We start from the raw sequence: 14817 nt of genomic DNA, 5'->3' as shown, positions 1-14817 counted from the left end.
GCTGGGGCCGGGGCAATCATCCATTGATTTCTTCGGCATCCAGACGGTAGGTTCAGGACAAGTCCGCGGTACCGGCCGGGGCCGTTCGGCCCCGTCCCGGCGGGCCGTTCCTGCGGCCCGTCTGACAATGCAGGGAGGCATTCAGTGAGTTTGCGACCCCTCACTCCGCAGGAGCGTGCCGATGCCTTGAGCAAGGCCGCCGCCGCCAGGACCACCCGGGCCACCGCCAAGGACCGGCTGAAATCGGGGAAGCTGACCATTGCGGAATTGCTCAGCGCAGGGGAGAGCGATGATGCGATCGCCCGGATGAGGATCGTCGAACTGCTGGAGGCGCTGCCCGGAATCGGGCGGGTGCGTGCCGCCGCAATCATGGACCAGCTCGGCATCGCTGCGTCGCGCCGGGTCCGCGGCCTGGGAATTCACCAGCGCCGGGCGCTGGTAGATTTTATAGACGACAAACAGCCCGGTCCGCCGCGCTGACTTCAAACCGCCCAAAGGAATATGTGAGCAACAAACCGGGACTGACAGTCCTCGCCGGCCCGACGGCTGTTGGCAAAGGCACCGTGTCCACCTACATCCGGGACAACTATCCCGAGGTCTGGTTGTCCGTTTCGGCTACCACGAGGGCTCCGCGGCCCGGGGAAATCGACGGCGTGCACTACTACTTCAAGTCGAAGGAGGAGTTCGAGACCCTGGTGGCCGCCGGCGAACTTCTTGAATGGGCCGTGGTGCACGGGCAGAACACCTACGGCACGCTGAAGAGCACGGTCGACCAGGCCATAGCCGAGGGCCGCCCGGTGCTCCTGGAAATCGATCTGCAGGGAGCGCGACAGGTCAGGCAGGCCGTTCCGGATGCCCAGTTCGTGTTCCTGGCGCCGCCCAGCTGGGACGAATTGGTGCGCCGGCTGGTGGGCCGCGGCACGGAAAGCGCCGAGGAACAGCAGCGGCGGCTGGAAACCGGTAAAGTAGAGCTAGCTGCTGAACCGGAGTTCGACCACACCGTTGTTAATGACGACGTTCGCCGGGCAGCGGACGAGCTCGTTTCACTCATGGGGCTGACCCCCCACCCGCGCTAGGCGCGGGAAGCCATCAGCCCGTTAGAATTTGGAGAATTCGTGTCCACGAACCTTGAAGGCATCATCAACCCGCCGATCGACGAGCTGCTGAAGGCTGCCGACTCGAAGTACGGACTGGTGATTTTCGGCGCCAAGCGCGCCCGTCAGATCAACGCCTACTACGCCCAGCTGCACGAGGGCCTGTTCGAGTATGTCGGCCCGCTGGTCGACACCAAGCTGAACGAGAAATCGCTCTCCATCGCCCTGCGCGAGATCAACGAAGGCAAGCTCGTTTCCACCCCGATCGAACCTGCAGAGTAGTTCCGCAGACGCAGACGGAGGTCACGTGCGCATAGTCCTCGGAGTCGGGGGAGGGATAGCCGCCTACAAGGTGGCGTCGCTCCTCCGGCTTTTTACTGAAGCCGGCCATGACGTCACCGTCATCCCCACGGAGGCCGCGACCCGCTTCGTCGGCGTCGCCACATGGGAAGCGTTGTCCGGGCATCCGGTCAGCAACAGCGTCTTCGACGAGGTGCACACTGTCAACCACGTCCGCCTCGGCCACGAAGCTGAGCTGATCGTGGTGGCCCCCGCCACGGCCGACCTGCTGGCACGGGCCGCCACCGGCCAGGCCAACGACCTCCTGAGCAACACCCTCCTGATGGCCGGCGGCTGCCCCGTGCTGATGGCCCCGGCCATGCACACCGAAATGTGGCAGCACCCGGCGACGCAGGCCAATGTCGAGACGCTCCGCAGCCGGGGCGTCACGGTGCTGGAGCCCGCCTCCGGCCGGCTCACCGGATCGGACTCCGGACCGGGCCGGCTGCCCGAACCCGATGCTATTTTCGAAGCAGCCCTGGCCCTCGCCGGTGCACCAGCGGTACCGGCGACGGCGCCCCTGCCACCGTCGGATGCCGCATTGTCTTCCCCGCCAAGCCCGCTGGCCGGGCTCACCGTCACGATCAGCGCCGGCGGCACCCGCGAACCCCTGGACCCCGTCCGGTTCCTCGGAAACCGCTCATCCGGCAAGCAAGGAGTGGCGCTGGCCGCCGCCGCCCGCGACGCCGGAGCGACGGTCAGGCTGCTGGCCGCCCACATGGACGTCCCGCCGCCGTCCGGCGTCGACGTCGTCAAAGTGGAGACCGCACTGGAACTCCGCGAGGCCGCACTGCACGCCGCCGCCGATTCCGACGTCATCATCATGGCCGCCGCCGTCGCCGACTTCCGGCCGGCGGACGTCTCCGGCACCAAGATCAAGAAGCGCGACGACGTCGACGATCCAGTCATCTCGCTGGTCCGGAACCCGGACATCCTCCGCGAGCTCGTCGAGGTCCGCCACGCGGCCTCCCGCAACCAGCTGATCGTCGGCTTCGCGGCCGAGACCGGCGACGCCGACGGCGACGTCCTGGAATATGCCGCGGCCAAGCTGCGCCGTAAGGCGTGTGACCTGCTGGTGGTCAACCACGTGGGCCAGGACAAGGTCTTTGGCGAGGACACCAACTCCGTAGTCATCCTTTCCCGCTCCGGCTCCGAACCCCAAGAGGCGTCGGGTTCCAAATCCGACGTCGCGGCTGCCGTGATTGACCGCATCAGCGCCGAGCTGAGCCGGGTTGTTCCGCCGGCCTGAGCCGGGCGTAAGCAACGTCTCCTTAGCACAGGGACACACGCCGCCGGACGTCCGTTTTCCAACCAGTAAGGTAGTTGAGTGACTTTACCGCTGCACATCCCTGACTTCCACGGGTCCACGCCCGCCTCGCTCCGGCTCTTCACTTCCGAGTCGGTGACTGAAGGACACCCCGACAAGATCTGCGACCAGATCAGCGATGCGATCCTCGACGCCCTGCTGGCCAAGGACCCGGAGTCCCGGGTGGCCGTGGAGACGCTGGCCACCACCGGGCTGGTCCACGTCGCCGGCGAGGTCACCACCGACGCGTACGTCGAAATCCCGCAGATCGTCCGGGAGACCATCCTGGGCATCGGCTACGACTCCTCGGCCAACGGTTTCGACGGCGCCCGCTGCGGCGTGTCCGTCTCTATCGGCCAGCAGTCCAACGACATCGCCGGCGGCGTCTTCAATTCGCTGGAGGCCCGCGAAGGCCGCCAGGAAGACGACTACGACCTCCAGGGTGCCGGCGACCAGGGCCTGATGTTCGGCTAYGCCAGCGACGAGACCCCTTCCTACATGCCGGTTCCGATCTGGCTCGCGCACCGGCTCTCCGAGCGCCTCACCGAGGTCCGCAAGAACGGCGAGCTTGCCTACCTGCGCCCCGACGGCAAGACCCAGGTCACCGTCGGTTACGACGGCGACCGGCCCGTCTCGGTCGAGACCGTCGTCATCTCCAGCCAGCACGCCGAGGGCACCAGCCTGGACCAGCTCCGTGCAGATCTGGCCGCCCACGTGGTGGACCCGGTCATGGCGCTGTCCAACCTGGACATCTCGCGGACCAGGAACATCCTGAACCCCGCCGGCGCCTTCGTCATCGGCGGCCCGGTCGGCGACGCCGGCCTGACTGGCCGCAAGATCATCGTGGACACCTACGGCGGCATGGCCCGCCACGGCGGCGGCGCCTTCTCCGGCAAGGATCCGTCCAAGGTAGACCGCTCGGCCGCTTACGCGATGCGCTGGGTGGCCAAGAACGTGGTGGCGGCCGGCCTCGCGAAGCGCGCCGAAATCCAGATCGCCTACGCGATCGGCCAGGCACGCCCGGTGGGAACCTACGTCGAGACCTTCGGCACCGAGACCGTGGATCCCGCCCGGATCAGCGCCGCCATCGCGGAGATCTTCGACCTGCGGCCCCGGGCCATCATCGATGCCCTCGACCTGAAACGCCCGATCTACGCCAAGACCGCAGCCCACGGCCACTTCGGCCGCGAGGACCCCCACTTCACGTGGGAGCGGCTGGACCGAGTGGACCAGCTGAAGGCCTTCTTCAACGCCTGAGGCCGGAGTTCCCGTCCGCTGTGACACCGCCGTCAATGTCACAGCCCTGTGATGTGCTGTAGCCAGGCCGCCGATACCGGCGGCCTGGCTATTCTTTATGGGGCCGGCCCTGACATGAACCGGCACAGACTGCTGTTGAAGGGAGGACCTGCGCGATGAGCCCGATCCACGGTGCCGCTGCGTCGGACGAGCCCCTCCAGCTCTCGCTGCTGCAAGGTTTTCCAGCTTCCGCGGCGGCATCCTCCGGCCCCGCCCTGGCCGCGCGGCTTCCGGTCGCGCGGGTGCGGCTGGAGTCCTCCCTCCCACACCTCGACCGGCCCTTCGACTACAGCGTGCCGGCCGGGCTCGACGCTGCGGCGCAGCCCGGTGTCCGCGTGAAGGTGAAGTTCAACGGCCAGGAACTGGCCGGGTACCTGATTGACCGCGTGCAGGAATCCGACGCCGGACACCCCCTCGTCCCGCTGCACAAAGTGGTCTCTCCCGTTCCGGTGCTGACGGCCCCCATCGCCGAACTCGCCGGGCGAGTAGCTGCGCGCTACGCCGGCAGCGTCAGCGATGTGCTGCGCGTGGCCGTGCCGCCGCGGATGGCGAAACTGGAGAAAGACCTCGCCCCTGACGGCGTCCTGGATCCCTCCGTTTTCGCAGCCGAGGGGACCGAAGCCGGGGCCGGAACGGCGATTCCTGCCGGTCTGGAGACGTCCAGCTGGGCCGCGTACCGAAACGGCCGGGCGTTCCTGCAGCACCTCAACGCAGGGGAGTCGCCGCGGGCCGTGCTCAGCGCGCTCCAGGGCTACGGTCCCGGCGGCTGGCCGCGAATGATTGCCGAAGCCGTGGCGGCCGTGCGCCTGTCCGGCCGCGGCGCCGTCGTCGTTGTCCCCGACTACCGGGACCTGGACCGGGTGGAAGCCGCCCTCCTGCAGCTGCTGCCGGCCGGGGACGTTGCCCGGCTCACCGCGGACGACGGCCAGACCCCGCGCTACCGCAGCTTCCTGCGGATCCTCAGCGGTGCCGCCGGCGTGGCTGTCGGCACCCGCTCCGCGGCGTACGCGCCGGTCCACAACCTTGGTCTGGTGGTCTGCTGGGACGACGGCGACGATCTGCACATCGAGCAGCGTTCACCCTACGCCCACTCCCGCGAAGTCCTGCTGCTGCGGGCCGAGCAGGAGGGCGCTGCCTGCCTTCTCGCCGGGCACACCCGGAGCACCGAAACGCAGCGCCTCGTCGAGGCCGGCTGGGCTTGGCCGGTGGAGGCGGACCGCGCCGTCGTCCGCCGGACCGTTCCGCGGGTGCTGAACACCGCCGACAGCTACGAACTCGAACATGATCCGCTGGCCAGGATCGCCCGGCTGCCGGGCGCCGCCTGGCGCGCGGCCAAGGAAGGGCTGGAACGCGGGCCGGTTCTGGTCCAGGTGGCGCGGGCGGGCTATGCGCCGTCGCTTGCCTGCGAAAACTGCCGCGAACCGGCGCGTTGCACCGCCTGCAGCGGGCCGCTGGCCATCGCCGGGGCCAGCGGAAGCTCGGCGGTGCCGCAGTGCCGCTGGTGCTCGACTCCGGCCGCGGCCTGGCGCTGCGGTACGTGCAACGGGGTCCGACTCCGGCGGGGCACCACGGGTGCCCTGCGCACGGCTGAGGAGCTGGGCCGCGCCTTCCCGGGGAAGCCGGTCATCACCTCGTCCGGGGACCGGGTCCTGGCCACGGTTCCGGATTCGAAGGCCCTGGTGGTGGCCACGGTCGGTGCGGAGCCGGTCGCAGCCGGCGGTTATGCGGCGGCCCTGCTGCTCGACGGCGATTCGCTGCTGCGCCGCGAAAACCTGCGGGCGGGGGAGGACGCCGTCCGTCGCTGGTTCAACGCCGCCGCCCTGGTCCGCCCGGCGGTTGATGGCGGCCTGGTGGTCATCACCGCCGACGACGCCTCCGGAGTCGGCGCCCTGCTGCGCTGGGACCCCGCCGGCTACGCCCAGCGGGAACTGTCCCTGCGCCGGGAACTCCAGCTGCCCCCGGCTGTCCGGGTTGCGTCCATCACCGGAGGGCGGACCGCCGTCGGACATTTCGGCCAGGCTGTCGAGCAGCTGTTGGGCGCGCAGGACATCGTGCTGCGGACCGCCGGCCCGGCGCCCCTCGTGCTGGCCGGTGCTCCGGGCCACGGAGGAGTGCCGGCTGCCGGCGAGGACGTCCGGACGCTGCTCTTCATCCCGTATGGCCAGGCCCCTCTAGTCACCAAGGCGCTGCGGGCGGTCAAGGTTGCCGCGGCCGCCAAACGCACCGACGATCCGGTGCAGCTCCGGCTCGACGGCGTGGACGTGCTCTAAGGGGTTCCCGGCCGCGGACAGCTCCGGGGCCGCCGGTACAGGGCGGGTTCGCCGGTTCGCAACGGCGACCCCGCAGCGTACCGGCGAGTCGGGCGCGGATGAAGCCTGCGGGCCGGCTACTTCCGGGAGGGGCCGTTGGAGCCGCCGGACCGGCGGGCGCGCAAGGCCATGGCCTCTTCGGCGGTATCCAGCAGCCTGCGGGCCGACTCGTCCCAGCTGAAGTCAGCGGCGCGCTCCACCGAGCGGCGGGAACGGGTCTTCCACAAGTCCGGATCCTCCAGGTTCCGGACCGCCGCGGCGAACTCCGCCGGTGAATCCGGGTGGACGTAACTGACCGCGTCGCCGCCCACCTCGCGGAAGATCGGGATGTCGCTGGCGATCACGGGCGTGCCGTGGGACATGGCTTCCACGAGGGGCAGGCCATAGCCCTCCGCCTTCGACAGGCTGATCAGGGCCGTGGTGCGTTCCAGCAGAGCCTCGTACTCAGCGTCGGTGACGCCGTTGTGGAAGACGATGTCCGAGCCCGCCGGAGCGAGGGCCTCGAGTTCCGCCCGGCGCTCCGGGGTGATCCGGCTGAGCAGGTGCAGGCTCATGTCCGGGAGTTCCGCCATGCCCCGGATCATGGTTTCCACGTTCTTATACGGCATGAACGATCCCATGTAGAGCAGCGTCTTGTCCGCTCCCGCGCCGGGGTCCCGCGGCGTGTGGCCGTGCTGCGGGGCGTTGCCCACGATCCTGACGGGACGCCGGGTAAGCCGGTACTTCGAGATGAGCGCGGCGGTGGTGGAGCTGATGGTGGCGACGACGTCGGCCCGGTTCAGCAGGAGCCGCTGCGGCCAGAACGCCTTGTGGTACAGCCGCCAGAGGACCCGGACCGGGGCCGGAAGGAAGCCGGGAGGTGCCGGGTGTTCGTAGTAGATCAGGTCGTGCAGGGTGAGCACCAGGGCGTACTTCCGGCCCCAGCTGCCCATCGTCTGCATGGGACACACCACAACGTCGGCGCCGAGCTTGTTGACCTTGCCGGCGACCAACAACTCGGCCGGGGACAGCGGGCTGTTGATCAGCGTGTACGGCACATCCGGCAGCATGGCCAGCTGGCGGACATCGCTGATCAGCATGGAGACGTCGGCGATCCTGGCCGTGGCCGCGATCAGGCTCGCGCCGTAGCGGCTGATGCCGTCGTGGTGGTCTAGCCGGGTGAAACGGGCATCGATGAGGATTTTCACGCGGAGTGGTCCTTCAGGAAGCGTCGGATGAAGCCCGCGGCGGGTTCCGGGGTTTCGTAGTGGATCAGGTGGCCGACGTCCGGGATGACGTCCAGGTGCGCATCTGGCAGCAGGGCCAGCAGCGTGTGCTGGTCAGGCAGCGTCGCGATCTCGTCCTTTTCCCCGGCGATCAGCAGCACGGGAAGGGTGAGGCTCCCGGCCACTTCGGCGACGTTGCCGCCGACGGAGGCCTTGAACGCCTGCAGCAGGCTCTCACGGTCAGCGAACGCGGAGAAATACGCGCTGTGCTGGGCATGCACAAAACGGCGCAGCTGCTTGTCCTTGGTTTTCGCCATCGTCTCGCTCATCACCCGCACGATCAGCTGGCTGCGCAGCAGGCCCTGCCCCAGCCGGCGGGGGAGGCGGGCGGCGGCCTCGTAGTACAGGACGGCGAGTTTGGTCATGAGCCCCTTGGGCCCCTCCAGCGCGGGAGCGGCGATCGGGTTGACCAGGATCAGCTCCGAAACCGTGCCGGGGTGGGCTGCCACATAGTGGCTGGCGACGATCGAGCCGAAGGAGTGTCCCAGCAGGACCGTGCCGGTGCCCAGGCCCAGGGCCGCCATGAAGTCGGAGATGAACCGGCCATAGCTCTCGACGCTGTGTTCGGAACCCGCGAAGGCGGCGGAGCTGCCGAAGCCGGGGAGGTCCGGCATGATGAGCCGCATCTCGGGGAGCTGGTCGGCTACCCGGAGCAGGCCGTGGTGGTCGCCCCGAAAACCATGGATGACCAGGATGGTCCGCGTCTCCGGGGTCACGCGGACCGGTTCGTAGGTCCAGTACGCGACTCTGGTGCCGTCCAGGAGCGTGCTGGCGGCATGGGTGCGGGCCTCGAGCCCGGCGCTGAACAGGGGCGTGCTGGGGGAGGACTCGGTGTCCACGTATTCCATTCGATATGTCCTAATTGACGGAGTCCGGGTGGGAGCCGGTACGGAAGCCACGTTCCAGACCGGCCAGGGCAGCCATGGCGGCGGCGTCGAGGCTGAAGTCGAAGACGTCCAGGTTCTCACCGATCCGGGCGTGGGAGCTGGCCTTCGGGATGGCGACATGGCCGAGCTGGACATGCCAGCGGAGGATGACCTGCGCCGCGGTCTTGCCGTGCGCGGCCGCGAGCTCCAGCACCACCGGATCCTGCAGGACCTGGCCGCGGCCCAGTGGACTCCACGCCTCCGTGGTGATTCCGAGCTCGCGGTGCAGCGTGCGCAGTTCCTCCTGCTGCAGCCAGGGGTGCAGTTCGATCTGATTGACCGCCGGCACGACCTCGGCGGTCTGCAGCAGGTGTTGCAGGTGGGCCGGCTGGAAATTCGAGACGCCGATAGCCCGCGCCTTGCCTTCCCTGTAGAGGGTCTCCATCGCGCGGTAGCTCTCGGGATACAGCCCGCGCTGCGCGCAGGGCCAGTGGATGAGGTACAGATCCACGTATTCCAGGCCGAGGTTGGCCATGGACTCGTCGAAGGCGCGCAGTGTGGCGTCGTACCCCTGGTCGTCGTTCCAGAGTTTGGTGGTGACGAAGAGGTCTTCGCGCGAGAGCGCGGGGGAGGACTCGCCGGAACCGCCGCGGGCATCGTCGCGGGTTGAGAAGCCGGAGAGCGAACCAATGCCCCGGCCAACGCCCGTCTCGTTGCCGTACATGGCGGCGGTATCAAAATGGCGGTAGCCGGCCTCGAGCGCCATGGTCACGAGTCCGGCGGCGTCCGCGGAGGGCACCTTGTAGAGTCCGAACCCCAACTGGTCGATGAGGACGCCGTTGTTGAGGCTGAGCCGGGGCGAGGGTTTCATACCCTCGACTTTACCGACTCCGCCGCCGCTACTCCCACGGCGGGCCGGGCGCCGCGGGACGGACCAGGCACCCGGGTCACACCAGGCCGTCGAAGCTGACCAGCCGGCGGGCGCTGGCCTCGTCGAGGATCAGGTCGGTGGCCAGGCCCGCGGCGAGGGCGCCGCGGAGGCCGTTTATTTTGGAGGCGCCCGACACGACACAGATCCTCCGGCGAACCTGGCGCAGCTGCGCGAGGTCCGGGCCGGTGGAGCGTTCGTTGAGGGTGATGCCGTCCGAGGAGCCATCGGCGCGGAAGAACACCGTGGCCACGTCGCCGACGACGTCGGAACCGGCCAGGACGGTCAGGTCCTCCTCATCGAGGTAGCCGCCGGCGTAAACGTGGCTGGGGTAGTCGGCGTCGACCGATCCCACACCGAAAATCGCGATGCTCATGCGGGCCTGCAGCTCAAGGATCCGCTGAACACTGCGCTCATTCCACATGGCCTTCTTCGTTGCCGCGTGGTCGAAAAACGCCGGCACCGGGAACTGTTCCACGCGCGCCCCGTAAGCGCTGCCAAAGCGCCGCATGATGTCAGAGGCGTAGGTGATGCCAGTGGTTTGCATGTTGCCCGCGCCGTTGAGCTGGACGATGACGCTGTCGTGGGTGATCTTCCGGGTCAGGTGACGGCTGACGGCGCTGAGGGTGGAACCCCAGGCAACCCCGATGATGGCGTTGGAATCGACCAGCGGGCCGATGGTGCGTGCTGCCTGCATGGCCACCCGGTCCAGTGTTTCCGCCTCATTCAGCGTGTCAACGACCGGAACAACGTGCACATCGACTTTGTATTCGGCGCGGATCATGCTGGCCAGCTCCGGACCGGTGTCCAGCGGACTCCGGATCTGGATCTGCACCAGGCCGGATTCCCGGGCCGAGGAAAGCAGCCGCGAAACGGTGGACCGGGACGTCCGGAGCTCGCGCGCAATGGCGTCCATGGTCAGGTCCTGCAGGTAATACAACTGGGCCGCGCGGAGGGCGTCGGAGTGGCGTGAGGGTGTCATCCCATTTCCGTTCTGCACGTTTGTGCATAGTGCTTGACTCCATTTTCCATTATTCCAAAGAATAGTGTTGAACGGCGCCGCGCCCTGGGGCGCGCCGCACAGAACAAGACCCAAAGGAGCAGTTCTTGGGACAGAAGGATTCAGCCCGCAACCAGGCATCCGCCGGCGAGCGAGCATCGGTGCAGAAGCTGCGGACGCGGCCCCACGCCCAGGTGCTCATCATCGGCGGCGGCATCAACGGAGTGGGCACGTTCCGGGACCTGGCCCTGCAGGGTGTAGACGTCGCCCTCGTGGAGCGCGGCGACTACTGCCAGGGAGCCAGCGGGGCGTCCTCGCACATGATCCACGGCGGCATCCGGTACCTCGAAAACGGCGAATTCCGCCTGGTCCAGGAGTCGGTGGTCGAACGTAACCGCCTGCTGCGCATCGCGCCCCACTACGTGAAGCCGCTGCAGACCACCATCCCCATCTTCAGCACGTTCTCCGGGGTCCTGGCCGCTCCGCTGCGCTTCCTGACCCACAAGCAGGGCAAGCACACCGAACGCGGGGCCTTCCTGATCAAACTCGGGCTGAGCATGTACGACTTCTTCTCCCGCGACGGCGGCACCGTGCCCCGCCACCAGTTCCGCGGCCGCAAACGCGCCCTGGCGGAACTGCCGCGCCTGCACCCCGGCATTAAGTACACCGCCACCTATTTCGACGCCTCCGTGCACAACCCCGAGCGGCTGACCCTTGACGTACTCCAGGACGGCGAGAAGGCCGGCGCTTCCGGCGCCAGTGCCGCCCGCGCCAGCAACTACCTCTCGCTCGTCGCGGTCAAGGACGGCATCAAAGACGGGGCAGGGAACGCAGGGAGCACGGTGGAATTGCGGGATGAGCTCACCGGCGAACGGTTCCACTTCACCGCCGACGTCATCGTCAACACCACCGGCGCCTGGGTCGATCTGACCAACCAGGCCATGGGCGCGGCGTCGGCCTTTATGGGCGGCACCAAGGGATCGCACATCGTGCTGGACCACCCGGAACTTCTCGCCGCCTGCAACGGCCGCGAGATCTTCTTCGAACACACTGACGGCCGGATCGTGCTGATCTACCCGATGGGGGACCGGGTCCTGGTGGGCACCACCGACGTCGACGCCGACATGGCTGAAGACGCCGTGTGCACCGAGTCGGAGATCGACTACTTCTTCGACCTGATCGGCCACGTCTTCCCGGACATCACCGTGGACCGGGAGCAGATCGTCTACACCTTCTCCGGAGTCCGCCCGCTGCCGAGGCACGACTCCACCCAGCCGGGCTTCGTCAGCCGCGACTACAGGATCGAGCGCCGCGCCGGCGCGGCGGCAGCCGCAGGAGCGGGGCAGGGCGGCGGCGCCGTCGTGCTGAGCCTCGTCGGCGGCAAGTGGACCACCTTCCGGGCCCTCGCCGAACACTTGAGCAACAACGTCCTCGCCGAACTCGGCATTGAACGGAAGGTTTCGACGGCGAAACTCGCCATCGGCGGCGGCGCCGGCTTCCCGGACAGCGAGGACGGCGTGCAGCGCTGGATCAAGGCGCACATGGCCGCCGGACGCGACGCGGACCGCACGGCCGGGCTGCTGACCCGCTATGGCACCCGTGCGGAGGAAGTCATCAGCTTCCTCGACGGGGCCCCGGAATCCGCCCCTGACCGGCTCCTGCACTCGACTCGCGAACTCAGCGTGCGCGAACTGGAGTTCATGGCCCAAAACGAGCAGATCGGGCACCTGGTCGACGTGCTGATCCGCCGCACGTCCCTCGCCTTCCGCGGACTTGTGACCGGGGAGCTGCTGAACGAGGTTGCCGGCATCCTTGCCGGCCCGCTGGGCTGGGACGCGGCGACGCGGACCTCCGAAATCAGCCACGCTCAGGAGGTGCTCAAGCGATTCCACGGCGTCCAGGTCCACAGCCTGGTCTCCTGATAGACCTCGGTGCCCGGACGGGGGACGTCCGGGCACAAGGACTGCGTGGTTCCTCCGGGGGACCGGCGCAGTGGCAGGCCGGCGGCGCCAACACGCCAACGGCCCAACAGCCTTTCAAACTCGCGAGGGGCTGACAACAGAAAATAGAGGAGTCAAAGATGTCTCTTGGAATAGTTTTCCTGTCCGAAGTATTCGGTACCGCAATGCTGACCCTGCTGGGTTGCGGCGTTGTGGCAAACGTTGCACTCAAAGGCACCAAGGGCAACAACGGCGGGTTCCTGATGGTCACCTGGGGATGGGGCATTGCCGTCTTCTCCGGCGTCTACGTCGCCGCACAGTCCGGGGCCCACCTGAACCCGGCGGTAACCTTTGGGCTGCTGCTCAACGGCAAAAAGGAGTACGCTCCCGGTGTCCCCGTCGACTTCGCCTCGACGCTGACCTACCTGGGCGGTGAATTGCTGGGTGCCTTCCTGGGCGCCGTCGTGATGTGGCTGGCTTACAGGCAGCACTTCGATGCGGCGGAGGCCGAGCCTGCCAGCCAGCTGGCTGTCTTCTCCACGGGCCCCGCCATCCGCTCCAACGTCTGGAACGTGGTCACGGAAGTCATCGGCACCTTTGTCCTCGTTTTCGTCATCCTGGCCTTCGGCGGGACGCCGTCCGGGCTCGGCCCGCTGCAGGTCGCCCTGCTGGTTGTCGGCATCGGTGTTTCACTCGGTGGTCCCACCGGTTACGCCATCAACCCCGCACGTGACCTCGGCCCCCGCATTGCGCACGCCCTGCTCCCCATGAAGGGCAAGGGATCCAGCGACTGGAGCTACTCCTGGATTCCAATCGTCGGACCCCTCATCGGCGGCGGACTGGCCGGACTCGTGGCGGCCTCCGTGCCGATCATGGCCACCGTCGCCAAGTAATCTCCCTCTGAGCACAACATCACCGCCCGTCAGACAACCAGGCCAAAAAGACAAGGACGTCAACATGAACCAGTACGTAATCGCCATTGACCAGGGAACCACGAGCACCCGCGCCATCGTGTTCGATCACAGCGGCAACATCGTTTCCTCCGGCCAGATGGAACACGAGCAGATCTTCCCGCAGGCAGGATGGGTGGAGCACGACCCCGCCGAGATCTGGAACAACACCCGCGAGGTCATCGCCTCCGCACTGTCCAAGGCCAACCTGACCCGCCACGACATTGCCGCCGTCGGCATCACCAACCAGCGTGAAACCGCGGTCGTCTGGGACAAGACCACCGGCAAGGCCGTGTACAACGCGATCGTCTGGCAGGACACCCGCACCCAGTCGATCGTCGACGAGCTCGCCAAGGACGGCGGCCCGGAACGGTTCAAGCAGAAGGTGGGCCTGCCGCTGGCGACCTACTTCTCCGGCACCAAGATCAAGTGGATCCTGGACAACGTCGAGGGCGCTCGGGCCAAGGCCGAGGCCGGCGACCTCGTCTTCGGCAACACCGACTGCTGGGTGCTCTGGAACCTGACCGGCGGCACCGACGGCGGCGTCCACGTCACCGACGTCACCAACGCCTCGAGGACCATGTTCATGGACCTGGAGACGCTGTCCTGGGACCAGGAAATCCTGGATGCCTTCGGTGTTCCCGCTTCGATGATGCCGGCGATCAAGTCCTCCTCCGAGGTCTACGGCACGGTCCACACGTCCCAGCTGCTGCGGGAGGTTCCGGTTGCCGGCATCCTCGGCGACCAGCAGGCKGCGACGTTCGGCCAGGCCGCGTTCGACGCGGGCGAGGCCAAGAACACCTACGGCACGGGCTGCTTCCTCATCTTCAACACCGGCGAGGAAATCGTCCACTCCAAGAACGGGCTGCTGACCACGGTCGGCTACAAGCTCGGCGACGCCAAGCCGCACTACGCCCTGGAAGGCTCCATCGCTGTCACCGGTTCGCTGGTGCAGTGGCTGCGTGACAACCTCGGCATGATCAGCAGCGCCCCCGAGGTGGAGACGCTGGCGGCCTCGGTCGAGGACAACGGCGGCGTGTACATCGTTCCGGCGTTCTCCGGCCTGTTCGCTCCCTACTGGCGTTCCGACGCCCGCGGCGCGATCGTCGGCCTGACCCGGTTCGTGAACAAGAACCACATCGCCCGCGCGGCGCTGGAGGCTACCGCCTTCCAGACCCGCGAGGTACTCGACGCCGTCAACGCGGACTCCGGTGTGCCGCTGACGGAGCTGAAGGTCGACGGCGGCATGGTCGCCAACGACGCGCTGATGCAGTTCCAGGCGGACATCCTCGGCGTTCCGGTGATCCGGCCCAAGGTCGTGGAGACAACCTCATTGGGTGCCGCCTACGCCGCCGGGCTGGCCGTCGGATTCTGGAAGGACCTGGGCGAATGCTCAGCCAACTGGTCCGAGGACAAGCGCTGGGAGCCGACGATGGACCAGTCCGAGCGTGAGCGCCAGATGCGCCTTTGGAAGAAGGCCGTCACCAAGTCCATGGACTGGGTGGACGACGACGTCAAGTAGCC

The 14817-nt window shown here is 67.7% G+C and carries 13 protein-coding genes; 9 read left to right on the top strand and 4 right to left on the bottom strand.

The window, feature by feature from the left end; genetic code table 11:
• Window positions 1-144 precede the first annotated feature (144 nt).
• The 6 genes from mihF (at window position 145) to AB4Y67_RS02280 (ending at window position 6305) form a co-directional block, all read left to right on the top strand.
• Complete coding sequence (mihF, locus tag AB4Y67_RS02305) at window positions 145-480, top strand: integration host factor, actinobacterial type (RefSeq protein ID WP_441404189.1); 336 nt, start codon at window positions 145-147, stop codon at window positions 478-480.
• 23 nt (window positions 481-503) lie between these two features.
• Complete coding sequence (gmk, locus tag AB4Y67_RS02300) at window positions 504-1076, top strand: guanylate kinase (RefSeq protein ID WP_441404188.1); 573 nt, start codon at window positions 504-506, stop codon at window positions 1074-1076.
• A gap of 39 nt (window positions 1077-1115) precedes the next feature.
• Window positions 1116-1376: a DNA-directed RNA polymerase subunit omega gene (gene rpoZ, locus AB4Y67_RS02295; RefSeq protein ID WP_011692102.1), complete on the top strand. Its 261-nt coding sequence runs from the start codon at window positions 1116-1118 to the stop codon at window positions 1374-1376.
• A gap of 25 nt (window positions 1377-1401) precedes the next feature.
• Complete coding sequence (locus AB4Y67_RS02290) at window positions 1402-2682, top strand: bifunctional phosphopantothenoylcysteine decarboxylase/phosphopantothenate synthase (RefSeq protein WP_441404187.1); 1281 nt, start codon at window positions 1402-1404, stop codon at window positions 2680-2682.
• 78 nt (window positions 2683-2760) lie between these two features.
• On the top strand, window positions 2761-3996 hold the full coding sequence (gene metK, locus AB4Y67_RS02285) for a methionine adenosyltransferase (protein WP_441404186.1): 1236 nt from the start codon (window positions 2761-2763) through the stop codon (window positions 3994-3996).
• Between the two features lie 155 nt (window positions 3997-4151).
• The gene (locus AB4Y67_RS02280; protein WP_441404185.1) at window positions 4152-6305 is read left to right on the top strand and encodes a primosomal protein N'; all 2154 of its coding nucleotides are present in this window, start codon (window positions 4152-4154) and stop codon (window positions 6303-6305) included.
• A 116-nt stretch (window positions 6306-6421) separates the two neighbouring features.
• On the opposite strand, the gene AB4Y67_RS02275 is transcribed toward AB4Y67_RS02280, so the two are convergent.
• The 4 genes from AB4Y67_RS02275 to AB4Y67_RS02260 all read right to left on the bottom strand — a co-directional run bounded on the left by AB4Y67_RS02275 (window position 6422) and on the right by AB4Y67_RS02260 (window position 10385).
• Window positions 6422-7531, bottom strand: a complete 1110-nt coding sequence (locus AB4Y67_RS02275; RefSeq protein ID WP_441404184.1) for a glycosyltransferase family 4 protein — start codon at window positions 7529-7531, stop codon at window positions 6422-6424.
• Window positions 7528-8457: an alpha/beta fold hydrolase gene (locus AB4Y67_RS02270; protein ID WP_441404183.1), complete on the bottom strand. Its 930-nt coding sequence runs from the start codon at window positions 8455-8457 to the stop codon at window positions 7528-7530. Before AB4Y67_RS02270 ends, AB4Y67_RS02275 begins: the two co-directional genes overlap by 4 nt.
• Window positions 8458-8467: 10 nt before the next feature.
• Complete coding sequence (locus AB4Y67_RS02265; protein WP_441404182.1) at window positions 8468-9346, bottom strand: aldo/keto reductase; 879 nt, start codon at window positions 9344-9346, stop codon at window positions 8468-8470.
• Between the two features lie 76 nt (window positions 9347-9422).
• Window positions 9423-10385 carry a sugar-binding transcriptional regulator gene (locus AB4Y67_RS02260; protein WP_441404181.1) on the bottom strand — a complete coding sequence of 321 codons (963 nt, stop codon included), beginning with the start codon at window positions 10383-10385 and terminating at the stop codon, window positions 9423-9425.
• 125 nt (window positions 10386-10510) lie between these two features.
• Here AB4Y67_RS02260 and AB4Y67_RS02255 point away from each other — a divergent pair, with 125 nt between their 5' ends.
• The 3 genes from AB4Y67_RS02255 (at window position 10511) to glpK (ending at window position 14815) form a co-directional block, all read left to right on the top strand.
• The gene (locus AB4Y67_RS02255) at window positions 10511-12325 is read left to right on the top strand and encodes a glycerol-3-phosphate dehydrogenase/oxidase (RefSeq protein ID WP_441404180.1); all 1815 of its coding nucleotides are present in this window, start codon (window positions 10511-10513) and stop codon (window positions 12323-12325) included.
• Between the two features lie 158 nt (window positions 12326-12483).
• A complete protein-coding gene (locus AB4Y67_RS02250) occupies window positions 12484-13236 on the top strand; it encodes an MIP/aquaporin family protein (protein ID WP_441404179.1) in 753 nt (250 codons plus the stop codon).
• Window positions 13237-13300: 64 nt separating this feature from the next.
• Window positions 13301-14815: a glycerol kinase GlpK gene (gene glpK / locus AB4Y67_RS02245; protein ID WP_441404178.1), complete on the top strand. Its 1515-nt coding sequence runs from the start codon at window positions 13301-13303 to the stop codon at window positions 14813-14815.
• Window positions 14816-14817: the final 2 nt, after the last annotated feature.

The sequence above is a fragment of the Arthrobacter sp. YAF17 genome, from assembly GCF_052113365.1.
In the GTDB taxonomy this organism is placed as follows: Bacteria; Actinomycetota; Actinomycetes; order Actinomycetales; family Micrococcaceae; genus Arthrobacter.
Note: the sequence above shows the minus strand (reverse complement) of the source record. Positions and strands in the feature narration are given on the sequence as shown.

Excerpts from the sequence above, each read along its gene's own strand:
- AB4Y67_RS02280 (WP_441404185.1), top strand. The coding sequence starts at position 4,152 with ATGAGCCCGATCCACGGTGCCGCTGCGTCGGACGAGCCCCTCCAGCTC.
- AB4Y67_RS02270 (WP_441404183.1), bottom strand. The coding sequence starts at position 8,457 with ATGGAATACGTGGACACCGAGTCCTCCCCCAGCACGCCCCTGTTCAGC.
- AB4Y67_RS02265 (WP_441404182.1), bottom strand. The coding sequence starts at position 9,346 with ATGAAACCCTCGCCCCGGCTCAGCCTCAACAACGGCGTCCTCATCGAC.
- AB4Y67_RS02260 (WP_441404181.1), bottom strand. The coding sequence starts at position 10,385 with ATGACACCCTCACGCCACTCCGACGCCCTCCGCGCGGCCCAGTTGTAT.
- AB4Y67_RS02250 (WP_441404179.1), top strand. The coding sequence starts at position 12,484 with ATGTCTCTTGGAATAGTTTTCCTGTCCGAAGTATTCGGTACCGCAATG.